The sequence below is a fragment of the Microbacterium sp. NPDC064942 genome (assembly GCF_049545525.1).
In the GTDB taxonomy this organism is placed as follows: domain Bacteria; phylum Actinomycetota; class Actinomycetes; order Actinomycetales; family Microbacteriaceae; genus Microbacterium; species Microbacterium gawkjiense.
Map to the genome: position 1 here is coordinate 677,927 of NZ_JBMWDR010000001.1, position 13,905 is coordinate 691,831.

Genomic DNA, 13,905 nt, shown 5'->3' on the forward strand with positions numbered 1-13,905 from the left:
TGTCGGCGAACGGCCCGTCGGCGCCACGCGGGGCGCTGCGGGGCGGGTGTCCGTCGCTCCGGTTAGCGTGGAGCCCATGCCCGACCTGCCGTTCGCCCTCGACACGGCGCAGCAGGCCGTCGTGGGTCTCGAACCGGCGGCATCCGGTGTCGTGATCGGTGCGCCGGGATCGGGCAAGACGGCGACGCTCGTCTCCCGCGTCGTCGCACTCATCGACGACGGGATGCGTCCCGACGAGGTCGTCGTGCTCACCCCGACACGGACGGCCGCGACCGCGTTGCGCGACCGGCTCGCGGTCGGCGTGCGCGTCGCCACGAGCGGTCCGCTCGCGCGATCCGTCCCCGCCTTCGCCTACCAGGTGGTCCGGTCGCACGCCGTCCACGCGGGCGACGAACCGCCGCAGCTGCTCACCGGGCCCGACGAGGACCGGATCATCGGCGATCTGCTGGCGGGCGACGCCGAGGACGAGGCCGACGGCCCGTCGCGCTGGCCGGAATGGCTGCCCGCCGACATCCGCGGCACTCCGGGGCTCCGGGCCGAGATCCGTGCCTTCCTCGCCGAGATGACGACGCTCGGCATCGAGCCCGAGGAACTCGCCGCGCGCGCGGCGGCGACGGACCGTCCGGTCTGGGCGTCGCTCGCCTCGTTCGCGCGGGAGTACCGCTCGGTCCGCGCGCGCATGCGCGGCGCCCACCGCGACGCGGCGGGGCTCGTGCGCGAGGCGGTGGGTCTCCTCCGCAACGCCCCCGCCGGCTCGCCGGCGCTCGGCGCGGTGGCGGGACTGCGGGCGATCCTCGTGGACGACGCGCAGGAGCTGACCCTCGGCGGCGTGGAACTGCTCGAGGCGTGCCGACGGCGGGGGATCGCCGTGCTCGCCTTCGGAGACCCCGACGTGGGTTCGGGATCCTTCCGCGGCGCGCGCCCCGAGAACTTCGCCCGTCTCGCGACGCGGACGCACGTCCTGGACCGCATCCACCGCGGCACGCCCGCCCAGCGGGACCTCGTCGCCCAGGTCACCTCGCGCATCGGCGCCGCGGGACTGGTCGCCCACCGGCATCCGCCCGTCGGGGTCGAACCCGACGAGAGCCTGCGCGCCTTCGCACTCCGCTCCGAAGCGGAGGAGGTCGACCTCATCGCACGCCTGCTGCGCGAAAGGCATGTCCACGACGGCGTCCCCTGGGAGCAGCTGGCGGTCATCGCGCACGACTCCCGACAGGTGACGGCGCTCGAGGCGGAGCTGTCGGCGCGCGACGTCCCGACCGCGGCGGTGGGGCCTGCGCGCGCCCTCGCCGAGACGCCCATCGTCCGGGATCTCCTTCGGGCGGTCGACCTCGCGGCCGTCTCCGCGGAGTCACGCAGCGACGACGAGGTGCTCGACGTGCTCGTCGGCGGCGGTCTCGACCCCGTCGAACTCCGCCGGCTCCGGGCGGCGCTGCGGCACGCGGAGCTGCGCCGCGGCGGCGAGCGGTCCGCGCGCGAGCTGCTCGCGTCGGGGGTGCGTCATCCCGTGGAATTCGACGTGGTGGACACCCCGGAGGCCCGGCGCGCCGCACGACTGTCGCGCACGCTGGCCGAGGTCGCCGAGCAGATCCGGGCCGGCGCGACGGCGCACGAGCTGCTGTGGACCGTGTGGGAGCAGCGCGGGCTGGAGCGGCAGCTGCGCACGCTGGCCGACGGCCAGGGACCGCTGGCCGACCAGGCCCGTCGCGACCTCGACGCCGTCGTGGCGCTCTTCGAAGCGGCCAAGCGGCACGGCGAGCGGGAGGACGGGACCGCGCCGATCGACCACCTGCGCGCGCTGCTGCACTCCGAGGTCGCGGAGGATCGCCTCCGCACCGGCACCGTCGCCAGCGGCGTGCAGATCTCGACGCCTGCCGCGGCGCTCGGCCTCGAGTTCGACACCGTCGTCGTCGCCGGCGTGCAGGACGGCGTCTGGCCGAACCTACGGCTGCGAGGGAGCCTCCTCGAGACGGCGCGGTTGGCCGAGGAGGACACCGACCTCGACACCGCCGACCGACGTCGCGCGGTGCTGCACGACGAGCTGCGGCTCTTCGCCCGCGCCGTATCGCGCGCCCGCTCCCGGTTGATCGTCACCGCCGTCGACGACGACGACACCGGTCCGAGCGTCCTGTTCGACCTCCTCCCGCCCGCCTCTCCGGCGCCGCGCTCGGCGGAGCACCCCCTCACGCTGCGGGGACTCGTCGCCGCGCACCGCCGCCGGCTCACCGACCCGCGGTCGTCGGAGTCCGACCGGGAGGATGCCGCGGGCCAGCTCGCGCTCCTCGCCGCGGCGGGTGTGCCGGGCGCGCATCCGGCGCAGTGGTACGGCCTCGCGGAACCCACCAGCACCGCGCCGCTGCGGGATCTCGACGTCGCGCCGCTGCGCGTGTCGCCCTCCCGCATCCATGCCCTCGAGCAGTGCCAGCTCGACTGGGCGATCGGCGACCTCGGCGGGGATCCCGGCACGGCCGTCGCCGGGCTCGGGACGCTGCTGCACGGCGCGCTCGAGCACGTCGCGACGGCGGACGAGGAGGCGCTGTGGTCGTACGTCGAGGACGGCTGGTCTCAGCTGGAGTTCGAGGCGCCCTGGATCGATGAGGCGGAGCGCCGTCGCGCGCGGGACCTCGTGACCCGGCTCGCCGCGTACCTGCGCGACACCGAGCGGGCGGGCACGACGCTCGTCGGCGCCGAACCGCACTTCGAGGTCGAGCTCCCGGTGCCGGATGCCGCGCACCCGGCGATCCTCTCGGGGTACATCGACCGCGTCGAACGCACCCGGGACGGACGCGTCGTGATCGTCGACCTGAAGACGGGGCGCAGCGAGGCGACGGGTGAGCGCGCCGCCCTCGAGAACCCGCAGCTCGCGGCCTACCAGCTGGCGTTCGAGCGCGGTGCGATCCCCGCGGCGGCGGGAGCGGAGCCCGGGGGTGCGAAACTCCTCGTCCTGAAGGGCACCCGTCACGGCCCGTACGCCGAGCCGAGGCAGGAGCCTTTCGACGACGAGACGCGGGCCGCGTTCCTGGGACGCGTCGACGAGGCGGTGCGTATCATGCGCGGCACATCGTTCGTCGCCCCGTTCGAGGAGCACTGCCGTGACGACCACACCCGCGGACTCTGCCGCATCCACACGATCGGACCGGTGAGCTCGGCGTGACCCCCGCACTCCTGAGTCCCGAGGCCGTTGCGGCGGCCCTCGGGCAGTTCCCGCCGACGGCGGAGCAGTCGGCCGTCATCTCCGCGCCGCTGGCCCCGGCGCTCGTGGTCGCGGGCGCCGGCAGCGGCAAGACCGAGACGATGGCCGGTCGTGTCGTCTGGCTCGTCGCGAACGGTCTCGTGCGCCGGGACGAGGTGCTGGGGCTCACCTTCACGCGCAAGGCCGCCGGCGAACTCGCGGAACGGATCGGTTCGCGGCTGCGTCGCCTCGGGGAGTTCGAGCGGCGCGGCCTGCTCCCGCACCTCGGTCGGCTCCACGCCGAGGGGCGGCTCGCGGTGTTCGGCGAGCTCGAGCGGTCCGGTGCTCCCGAGTCCGCTCGGCGTGCGGCGCTCGACGCCCTCGCACCCGAGTCGCCCGGCGGTGACGGCGCGGACGCCCTGCTCGAGCGGCCGGCGGTGTCGACGTACAACAGCTTCGCCGACGCCATCGTCCGCGAGAACGCCGTCCGCATCGGTCGTGATGCCGAGGCGGTCGTGATGAGCGAGTCGGCGGCGTGGCTGCTCATGCGGCAGGTCGTGCTCTCCTCCGACGACCCCCGTCTGCCCGATCGCGCCGAGCGTCCGTCGACCATCATCGACGCGGCGCTGCGGATCGCCCGCGACAGCGTCGACAACCTCGTCGAGCTGGACGACCTCGACGCGTTCTCGACGGCCTTCCAGGACGTCCTCGAGCGTCCCAGCCAGCGCGCCGGGACCTCCGTCTACGCCGAGGTGCGGACGGTGGCCGAGAAGGTGTCGGGCCTGTCCGTGCTCGTCGCCCTCGCGCGGACGTACGAGGCCGAGAAGCGCCGCCGCGGGCTCATCGACTTCTCCGATCAGGTCGCCGGGGCGCTCCAGGTGGTCCGGTCGCATCCGGCGGTGGCCGCGGAGCTGCGCGAGCGGTACCGGGTCGTCCTGCTGGACGAGTATCAGGACACGTCGGTCGTGCAGACCGACCTGCTCGCGACCCTCTTCCGGGGCACCGCCGTCATGGCCGTCGGCGACCCGCACCAGTCGATCTACGGCTGGCGCGGGGCGAGTGCGGGGAACCTGGGCGACTTCGCCCGTTCTTTCGACCCGGATGCCGCCGGTCGCAGCTACGCGCTCCTCACCAGTTGGCGCAACGGCGTCGACGTCCTGCGCGCCGCGGGTGCGGTGCTCGCTCCGCTGGACGCGCCCGTCGAGGTGGGTTCCCTCCGGCCCCGTCCGGGGGCGCCGGCGGGGCGGGTCGACATCGTGGTGGAGGACGACCTCGACGCCGAGGCGGATGCCGTCGCGGCGTGGTTCGCGGACGTCCGGAGCGAGCGTCACCGCGCCGGACGGGCGACGACGGGCGCGGTCCTGCTGCGCAGCAAGAAGCACATGCTGCGCTTCGCGGACGCGCTCGGGCGTCGCGGCATCCCTCACCGCATCCTGGGGCTCGGCGGACTGCTCTCGACCCCGGAGGTCGTCGACGTCGTCTCCGCGCTGCGGGTCATCAGCGATCCGCGGTCCGGCTCCGCGCTCATCCGGCTGCTCGCCGGCCCGCGGTGGTCCGTGGGGCTCGCGGACCTCCGCGAACTCGCGCAGGTCGCGGCGCGGCTGGTGCGGCATGACACCGCCCTGCAGCCGCTGCCGACCGAGCTCGCCGAGATCATCCGCGCCTCTGCCGGCGACGAGGGCGGTTCGCTCGTCGCGGCGCTCGATTTCGTCGCGCGGCAGAAGCCCGACCACGGGTGGCTGGCCGGGTTCACCCCCGCCGCCCGGGAGCGGCTGCGCGACGCCGGAGCCGTCTTCGCGGGTCTGCGCCGGGCCGCGGGGCTTCCGATCCCCGAGCTCGTGCGACTCATCGAGAACGAGCTCCGCCTGGACATCGAGCTCGCGGCGAACGAGTCGCGCGGACCCGCGCGTACGGCCTCCGATCAGCTCCGCGCGTTCGTCGACGAGCTGCACGGGTTCTTGCAGACCGACGAGCGCGGCTCGCTGCCCAGCCTGCTCGCCTGGCTCGACCGGGCCGAGCGCATCGACGAGTTCGCGCCCCGGACGGAGCCGCCCGAGGACGATGTCGTTCAGCTCTTGACGATCCACGGATCCAAGGGCTTGGAATGGGATGCCGTCGCCGTCGTCCGTGCCGTCGAGGACGAGCTGCCCGCCGCACTCCGGGATGCGCAGGGATGGCTCGGCTTCGGCGTCCTGCCGTACTCCTTCCGCGGCGACCGCGAGTGGCTGCCCGCGTTCCTGTGGTCGGCGCACGACGCGCCGACGCAGCAAGATCTCAAGCGGGAGCACGCGGCGTTCAAGGACGGCATCCGCGAGCGACACCTCTCCGAGGAACGGCGGCTCGCGTACGTCGCGGTGACCCGGGCGCGCGAGCACCTGCTCATCTCGGCGTCCCCCTGGGCGGGGACGAAGAAGCCGCGCGTCGTGAGCCGGTTCGTCCGTGAGATCGCGGACGAACTCGAGGTGCCCCTGCCCGAGTCGGAGACGACGGAGAATCCGTACGAGGGGGCGCGGGCGACCCTCGAGTGGCCGATCGACCCGCTCGGGGCGCGGTCGGCGCGGGTGCGGGATGCGGCGGCGCGGGTGCGGCACGCGATGGCGACCGCCCCGGCGAGGCCCACGCGCGACCTCGAGCTCCTGCTGGCCGAGCGGGCCGCGCGGGCCGCGGGGCGGTCGCCGCACGCACCGACGCGCATCCCGGCATCCCGGTTCAAGGACTTCGTGGCGGACTACGGCGCGGCCGCGATCGCGGCGGCTCGGCCGCTGCCCGAGCGACCCTACCGTCAGACGCGGCTGGGCACGCTCTTCCACGCGTGGGTCGAGCAGCGTTCCGGACTGGTGGGCCGCGCGCGGTCGGCCGACGACGTCCTCTGGGACGACGACGAGGACGCGACCTCGGCGTCGCCGGCGGACGCCGAGGCGCTCGACCGGCTGCGCGAGGCGTTCCTCGCCTCGGAGTGGGGGGACCTGCAGCCGATCGAGGTCGAGACCGAGATCGACTTCGTCGAACCGGATCCGCTCGGCGACGGCCGGCCGCACGTCGTCATCTGCAAGCTCGACGCCGTCTACCGCCGGGGCGACCGGATCGAGATCGTGGACTGGAAGACCGGGCGCCCGCCCCGCACCGCGGCGGAGCGCACGGAGCGGATGCTGCAGCTCGAGCTCTACCGGCGGGCGTACCACGCGAAACACGGCGTTCCGATGGAGCGGATCGACGTCGCGCTGTTCTACGTCGCCGACGGACTCATCCTGCGCGGCTGAACCGGTGGGCGGTCCGGGGAGGGGTCAGGCCGTGCCCGTCCACCGGCGCAGCGCGTTCTTCGCGGCGTCGTCGGGATCGCTCTCCTCGGCGGCGGGTGCGTCGTCGGTTCCCGGCCAGTCGCTGAACTCGATCGGCTCGGTCTCCTGGTCGACGGTGTCCGACGCTGCCGGCGCGGCCTCGGCGTCCTCGTCGAGGAGGCCGTCGATGAGACCGGGGTCGTAGGCGTCGGTATGCATCGAGGTGTCGACGGCCTCGGCCGCGCCGGCGGGGACGCGCCCGAGCGCGGCGATGGCGTCGTCGACGCTGATCGTCCCGCTGCCGATCGGCGGTTCGTCGCGGACGCTCTCGTCCAGCGACTCGAGCAGCGCCACGGCATCCGCGGTCACCGTCTCGGAGGCGGAATCGTGTCCGTGGACGAGCCACTTCGCGAACTCGAGCTCGGCGTGCAGGCGGGCCCGCTCGGCGAGCATGGTGTCGGGGGAGCGGCCGGCGGCGGCGCTGTAGGCGACGACGACGTCGGATGCCGCGTCGGGAGCGCTCGCGATCCAGCGCAGGTCCTCGGCCGGGTCCCCGATGCTCAGGCCGCCCCACGTCAGCAGCCCCGAGACCGTCGGCACCCCGTCGACGTCGGTCAGGGTGAAGGCGGACGGGTCGACGCCGCCCAGGGTGACGGTGGGCTCGACGTTCCAGAGCGCGTCGAGGGCGACGGCGCGGCTCCAGCGGCGGAGCAGGCCGAACGGCAGACGGCCCGTCGCCTCGGCGCGGTCGAGCAGGCGCTCGGTGTCGGTGCGGACCTGCGCCGCGGTGCGGGCGGGGAGCCCCGCGCCCTGCACGATCGAGGTCGGCAGGTCGTGGATGCCGGCGATCGCCGCCGCGAGGGCGGTCGCCACCCCGCGACCCGGCGGAACGTGCGCGGCATCGACCCGGTAGCCCGGCAGGTAGGTCTGTACGCGGGCCGTGCGGGTGCCGAGGCGCGCCTGTCCGACGTGCTCGGGAGCCCGGAAGGGCAGCATGGCGCGGACCCCCGCCGTGAGGGCGGCCAGCGCCGTCGTCTCTCGGACGGCCTCGGCTTCGGCCTCGTCGCTCTCGGGGACACGCACCACGAGGCGAGAGCCGTCGTCGAGGTGGACGACGGCGCTGTCGAAACGCCGGCCCGCTCCCTCGGTGAGGGCCGCGGCGCCCGTGATGGCCGTGCGCACACCCGTCGCCTGCGAGAGAGCCGCCGTGGCAGCCGCGGCTAGAGTGAGAGGAGAGCGTGCCATGCCCCCCAGGGTAGGCGGGGCACGCCCCCGCGCACCGGCGCCACGCCCGCAAGAGAGGTCCTCGATGACGACGAAGGACGTCCCGCCGCCCCTGGCGCGCGCGGTCATCGACCGTGCGGCGCAGGAGCGACTCGACGACGGTCTGCTCGACCGCATCCGTACCGATGCCGACACCCGCGTTTTGCTGCTGCACGGGGACCGCGCCCCCGTCGGGAGCCCGGTGACGCTGCAGTGGGTCGCCCCCGACGCCGTCCCGGACGGAGCCGCATGGGCCTTCCTCGGCCGCGACGACGCGCGCCGCCCCGCCGTCGTCGCAGCGCTCCCGGCATCCGCGGACGAGCCCGTGATCCCGGGCGTCGAGTGGGCGGGGCTCCGCGCGGTGGGCGGCGACCTCGACGCCGACGAGGCCGGACGCTTCGTGCAGGGACTGAGCATCGGCCGGTGGTTGATCGACGCGCCGTTCTGCCCCGCGTGCGGCGGAGAGACGCGCGTCGAGCAGGCCGGCTGGTCCCGACGCTGCCTGCAGTGCGGCCGGCAGCACTTCCCGCGGACGGATCCCGCCGTGATCGTGGCCGTCGCGAGCGCCGACGGCGAGCGTCTGCTGCTCGGCCGGAACGCGGCCTGGGGCGACATCCCCACCTATTCGACGTTCGCCGGGTTCGTCGAGGCCGGCGAATCGCTGGAGACGACCGTCGAGCGTGAGGTCGCGGAGGAGGCCGGCGTCCGTCTCGATCGGATCGTGTACCGCGGGTCGCAGGCGTGGCCCTACCCGCGCTCGCTCATGCTCGGCTTCACCGCCCACGCCGTCGCGGATGCGGAGGCCCGCGCCGACGGCGAGGAGATCCTCGACGTCCGCTGGTTCACCCGCGATGAGATCCGTGACGCCCTCGCCGGTCGAGGGGAGATCCGCCTGCCCGGCCGTGCGTCCATCGCGCGCAGCCTCATCCTGCGGTGGGTGGGGGAGTGAGCGTCGACCCCCTCGCGGACCTGGACGAGCGGCAACGCGAAGCGGCGTCGACGCTGCGCGGGCACGTCTGCGTGCTCGCCGGCGCGGGGACCGGCAAGACGCGGGTCATCACCCACCGGATCGCCCACGGCGTCGACACCGGCGCGTACTCGCCGCAACGCGTCATGGCCGTGACCTTCACGACGAAGGCCGCCGGTGAACTCCGTGGCCGGCTGCGCGCCCTCGGCGTCGAGGGTGTGGCCGCGCGCACCTTCCACGCCGCCGCGCTCGCGCAGCTCAACTTCTTCTGGCCGCAGGTGGCGCGCGACACCGCTCCCGCGATCGTCGACAGCAAGGTGCGACTGCTCTCGCATGCCGCCGACGGGATCGGTCTGCGGCTGGATGCCTCCACCCTCCGCGACGTCGCGTCGCAGATCGAATGGCGCAAGGTCACAATGCGCTCGATCGAGCAGTACGCGGTCGACCGCCCCGGCGGCATCCCGGGTCTGGCCCTGGACCCCCTCATCGCCCTGCAGCGCGCCTACGAGAAGCTGAAGGACGAGCGGCGTCAGCTCGACTTCGAGGACGTGCTGCTCGCGTGCGCGGGCATGATCGAGTCGGAGCCGCGGGTCGCCGCCGCCGTCCACGAGCAGTACCGGCACTTCACGGTCGACGAGTTCCAGGACGTGTCCCCGGTGCAGAACCGGCTGCTGGAGCTGTGGCTCGGCGATCGCCGCGACCTCTGCGTCGTCGGCGACGCGAGCCAGACGATCTACTCCTTCGCCGGCGCCGACCCCCGCTACCTCCTGGACTTCGCCACCCGGGACGACGACGTGACGGTCGTGCGCCTGGAGCGCAACTACCGATCGGATGCCGCGGTCCTCGCGGTCGCCAACGAGCTGATGCGCGGGCGCCCCGGGGCACTGCAGCTCTCGACCCCCGCGCCCGCCGGGCCCGCCCCCGAGGTCACCGCGTACGACGACGACGCCGCGGAGGCGGAGGGTATCGCCGCGCGGATCGCCGCGCAGCTCGCCTCCGGAGTCGACCCGCACGACGTGGCCGTCCTGTACCGGCTGAACGCGCAATCGGCGCCGCTGCTGGCCGCGCTCTCGGCCCGCGGCATCCCCGCCACCGTCCTCGGCGGCAAGCGGTTCTGGGACCTGCCCGAGGTGCGCCAGGCCCTCCTCGCCCTGCGCGGCGCCTCCGTGGCGCCGCTGTCGGGATCGTTCCTCGCGACCGTCCGCGACGTCCTCCGGTCGCTGGGGCTGACCGACGAGGCGCCGCCGGCGGGCGGGGCGTTGCGCGACGCCTGGGAGGCGCGCGCCGCCGTGCTCCGCCTCGCCGAGGAGGCGCCCGAGGGCACGACGCTCCGCGCGTTCACCGACGAGCTGACGGCACGCGCCAAGGCGCAGCACGAGCCGACGATGCGGACGGTGACCCTCGCGACGCTGCACGCCGCGAAGGGTCTCGAGTGGCCGCACGTGCACCTCATGGGCCTCAGCGAGGGGTTGCTCCCGATCTCGTACGCGACGAGTTTCGAGCAGATCGACGAGGAGCGTCGTCTGACCTACGTGGGTGTCACGCGGGCCGCGCGTACGCTGTCGCTCTCGTGGGCTCGACGGTCGGGGAACCGGGAGCGTCAGCGCTCCAGATTCCTTCAGGAGATCGGCAGAGGCACGCTGCGTGAGGGCGGTGCGCGCGGGTCTCGCGCTGTCCGTCCGCCGCGGTGAGGACGACCGACCGTCCCGCGTCGCCCGTGCGCAGCAATCGGGCGGCCAGCGCCGCCGCCTCGACGAGCAGGAGCGGCTCGGTCGCGACGGACGGGCGCGCGAGCAGCTGAGCCGCGACGAGCGGCCAGCCCGCGTCGCGGTCGCACCGGTCGGCGTGGAGGCACGCGATACAGGCCGTCCGGCCCGGCACGACGAGCGGGCCGACGACAACGCGGTCGCCGGCGAGTTCGATCGGCAGATGCGGGGTGTCCTCCGCCGTGAGGCGCGCCGCGCGGTGCGGATCCATCAGCTGAGCGGCGACGACCACGACCGGGCCCGGCCCGGGCGGCAGGGCCCACCGCTCGCACGCGTCGATCTCCAGACCCGCGGCCGCGAGGCCCGCCACGAGGGTCGTCTCGTCGTCGTGGCCGAGGTCGGCGGGCAGCTCGATGCGGATCGGCGGGACCGGCGCGGCGTCGGCGACCAGAGCGTCCTGGATGCGGCTGAGGAAGGCGTTCGCCTCATCCGGACCCGCGCCCAGTTCCCGCGCGAGCGGCACGAGGCGACCGTCCGGGATGCCGTCGACCAGCGCGTCGAGCAGACGTTCCTGCCAGGGCTGCAGGCCCGTGAGCGGGCGCTCGTCGTCGATGCCGAGTTGCACGCTGGTGGGGGTGCGCCACAGCGGCGGGTGGGAGGGGGCGAGACGCAGCATGCCGCGATTCTGGCCGGGATGCCGTCACCGTCGGGTGTGCCCTCCACAGACCCGTCGTGCCGAGGGCGCGGGCGGGGGCTGTGGAGGAGGCGCGGGTCAGACGGGGCGCGGCCCGGTGGGACCGTCGTCCCCGCCCGCGGCGTCGCCCGTGGTCGGGTCGTCCTGTCCGCCGGCCTCTTCGTCGAGCAGCGCCTCGAGCGCGTCGTCGAACGCGTCGCGCTCGGGCTCCTCGCCCCGCTGACGCGCCTGCAGTCGCGCGATGAGTCCCGCCGGTTCGTCGATGTCCTCGGCCGTGGGCATCAGGTCGGGGTAGTCCCAGAGACCGTCGCGAGCAGCGGAGCCGACGGCATCCGTCACGGCGCGCCACATGGCCGCGGCCTCCCGGAGTCGTCGCGGACGGAGCTCGAGGCCGACGAGCGACGCCATCGCCTGCTCGGCAGGACCTCCGACGGCCCGGCGACGGCGGACCGCCTCGGCGATGCGGTCGGCGGAGGGCACGCGGGTGGTCGCGTCCGCCGTGACGACGTCGACCCAGCCTTCGATGGTCGCGAGCAGGTTCTCGAGCCGGGTCAGGGCCGCGACCTGCGCCTCGGAGCGCTGCGGCAGCAGGGCGCCGCTCTCGATCGCGGCCTTCAGCTCGTCGGGGGAGGACGGGTCGAACCGTGACGCGAGGTCCTCGAGCGCGTCGGTGTCGACGTGGACGCCGCGCGCGAAGTCGGTCACCTGCGAGATGACGTGCAGGCGCAGCCACTTCGCGTGACGGAACAGGCGTGCGTGGGCGAGCTCGCGGGTGGCGAGGACGAGGGCGAGCTGGTCCTCCTCGATCTCGAGGTCGCGTCCGAAGTCGGCGAAGTTCTGTGGCAGGATCGCGGCCTCGCCGGTGGGCATGAGCGGGATGCCGACATCGCCGCCGCTGACCACCTCAAGCGAGAGCTTGCCGATCACCGCGCCCAGCTGGCCGGCGAACAGCGCCCCGCCGACGCGGCGCATCAGGCGGCCGGCGCCCTCGATGGCCGGACGCATCTCCTCCGGGGTCTGCGACTCGAGCGCCGCCATGAGGGCGTCGCTGATCGAGGTCGCCACCGGCTCGGCGAGTTCCTGCCACACGGGGAGCGTCGCCTCGACCCACTGCCCGCGGGTGATCGGGCGGGGCGTCTGGGCCAGCTCGCCGATCGTCGTCGCCTCGCTGAGCCAGAGCGAGGCCAGCGCGAAGGCCTGGTCGAATTCGGTGCGCGCCCCCGCCGTGATCCCGAGTCCGTCGCGGTTGGCGATGTGGAGTGCCTGCGTCTTCGCCGCCGACCAGTCCACGCCGTCGTCGCCGTCGGCTCCCGCCATCGCCGCCTGCAACTGGCGCATGATGCTCTGCATCATGGCCGGGTCGATCCCCATCCCCGACAGCTGCCGCAGCTGGTCGGGGTCGATCCCGCCCTGACCGCCCAGCATCCGGCGGAGCATCTCGGCGAGGTCGTCGTCGCCGGGCAGATCGTCGCCGGTCCGGTCCGCGTCATCGGTCATGTCAGGCGCCTTTCAGCAGGGGGGAGACGTCTCGTTCTACGCTAATGGCAGGTTTTCTCCGCCCGGTCCGAGCGGGAGACATCCCGTGTACGCCGGCCGCGAACGAGCGCCGGAGGAAGGACCCGCGTGTCGCTTTTCGAGGACGCCACCGCCACCCCGTCGCGCTCCACCGACCCGCGGCGCTCCAGCGGGTCACGTCGCTTCTCCGTGGGCGTCTGGGCGCTCGTGATCGCGTTGGTGGCGCTCCTGGTGCTGAGCTTCCTCCCGACCGGGTTCGTCATCCAGCGCCAGGGACCCGTCGTCAACACCCTCGGTTCGGCCGAGAACACCGACGGTGAGGAGGTCCCGCTCATCTCCGTCCGCGGCGCGGAGACCTATCCGACGGCCGGTGCCCTCGACCTCACCACCGTGCAGATCGCCGGGAACCGCGAACGCACCCCGTCGTGGTTCGAGCTGGCGATGGTGTGGTTCGACCCGTCCCAGGCGGTCCTGCCGATCGACCAGGTGTTCCCCGCCGGGACGACCACCGAGCAGCGCAACGAGGAGAACGCCGCCCTGATGGTCGACTCGCAGAAGGAGGCGACGGCGGCGGCGCTCACGCAGCTCGGCTATGAGGTCCGCTCGCACGTCGGCGTCGGCGCCCTCACGGAGGACTCACCCTCGAGCGGGATCCTCGAGGTCGGCGACGAGATCGTGAGCGCCGACGGGACTCCGATCGGCGACACGGCGCAGCTCCGCTCCGTCATCAACGACGGCGGCGGCGACCCGGTCGAGCTCGTCATCCGACGAGGGGACGCCGAGCGCACGGTCTCGGTCACCCCGGTGCGCAGCGAGACGGCGGACGGCCCGGTCTGGATCATCGGGATCACGACGGCTCGCGACTTCGACTTCCCGATCGACGTGACGATCCAGCTCGACCGCATCGGCGGTCCGAGCGCCGGTCAGATGTTCGCCCTCGGCATCATCGACACCCTGACCCCCGGCGAGCTCAACGGCGGCGAGCAGGTCGCCGGCACCGGCACGATCGACTCGGCCGGCACGATCGGTCCGATCGGCGGCATCCGTCAGAAGCTCTACGGAGCGCTGGATGCCGGTGCGGACTACTTCCTCGCCCCGCAGCGCAACTGCGACGAGGTCGTCGGGCAGATCCCGGGTGACCTGCGCGTCATCCCGGTCGCGACCCTGGACGACTCGCTCGCCGCCCTCGACGCCATCCGCACGGGGGAGGGCGTCGACGACCTGCCCGTGTGCACGGTCGGCTGAGCGCGGCATCCCGCCCCTGCGATTCCGCCCAGAGCGCACCGCGCCCCGGCCGTGCGCCCGATGAC

7 protein-coding genes are annotated in these 13,905 nt (G+C 74.1%); 5 read left to right on the top strand and 2 right to left on the bottom strand.

All coding sequences use genetic code 11. The features are described 5' to 3' along the window. Positions 1 to 76 precede the first annotated feature (76 nt). Positions 77 to 3,154 (top strand): ATP-dependent helicase, encoded by a 3,078-nt coding sequence (locus tag ACPEH2_RS03260; RefSeq protein ID WP_423718249.1) that lies wholly within the window; start codon positions 77 to 79, stop codon positions 3,152 to 3,154. Next, entirely contained in the window at positions 3,151 to 6,432 is a 3,282-nt protein-coding gene (locus ACPEH2_RS03265; RefSeq protein WP_423718250.1) for a UvrD-helicase domain-containing protein, read from the top strand. Before ACPEH2_RS03260 ends, ACPEH2_RS03265 begins: the two co-directional genes overlap by 4 nt. Before the next feature lie 24 nt (positions 6,433 to 6,456). Here the strand turns inward: ACPEH2_RS03265 and ACPEH2_RS03270 are convergent, their stop codons facing one another. Beyond that, complete coding sequence (locus ACPEH2_RS03270; protein ID WP_423718251.1) at positions 6,457 to 7,695, bottom strand: phosphotransferase; 1,239 nt, start codon at positions 7,693 to 7,695, stop codon at positions 6,457 to 6,459. 64 nt (positions 7,696 to 7,759) lie between these two features. On the opposite strand from ACPEH2_RS03270, the gene nudC reads away from it, so the two are divergent. Then, the gene (nudC, locus tag ACPEH2_RS03275) at positions 7,760 to 8,662 is read left to right on the top strand and encodes an NAD(+) diphosphatase (RefSeq protein WP_423718252.1); all 903 of its coding nucleotides are present in this window, start codon (positions 7,760 to 7,762) and stop codon (positions 8,660 to 8,662) included. Continuing rightward, a complete protein-coding gene (locus tag ACPEH2_RS03280; protein ID WP_064001830.1) occupies positions 8,659 to 10,371 on the top strand; it encodes an ATP-dependent helicase in 1,713 nt (570 codons plus the stop codon). Before nudC ends, ACPEH2_RS03280 begins: the two co-directional genes overlap by 4 nt. Before the next feature lie 787 nt (positions 10,372 to 11,158). Here the strand turns inward: ACPEH2_RS03280 and ACPEH2_RS03285 are convergent. Then, a complete protein-coding gene (locus ACPEH2_RS03285; RefSeq protein ID WP_253034173.1) occupies positions 11,159 to 12,577 on the bottom strand; it encodes a zinc-dependent metalloprotease in 1,419 nt (472 codons plus the stop codon). A gap of 126 nt (positions 12,578 to 12,703) precedes the next feature. On the opposite strand from ACPEH2_RS03285, the gene ACPEH2_RS03290 reads away from it, so the two are divergent. After that, positions 12,704 to 13,840, top strand: coding sequence for a YlbL family protein (locus ACPEH2_RS03290; protein WP_423718253.1), 1,137 nt, complete (start codon positions 12,704 to 12,706; stop codon positions 13,838 to 13,840). Positions 13,841 to 13,905: the final 65 nt, after the last annotated feature.

Coding starts and splice junctions, on each gene's coding strand:
- ACPEH2_RS03260 (WP_423718249.1), top strand. CDS start 77: ATGCCCGACCTGCCGTTCGCCCTCGACACGGCGCAGCAGGCCGTCGTG.
- ACPEH2_RS03285 (WP_253034173.1), bottom strand. CDS start 12,577: ATGACCGATGACGCGGACCGGACCGGCGACGATCTGCCCGGCGACGAC.
- ACPEH2_RS03270 (WP_423718251.1), bottom strand. CDS start 7,695: ATGGCACGCTCTCCTCTCACTCTAGCCGCGGCTGCCACGGCGGCTCTC.
- nudC (WP_423718252.1), top strand. CDS start 7,760: ATGACGACGAAGGACGTCCCGCCGCCCCTGGCGCGCGCGGTCATCGAC.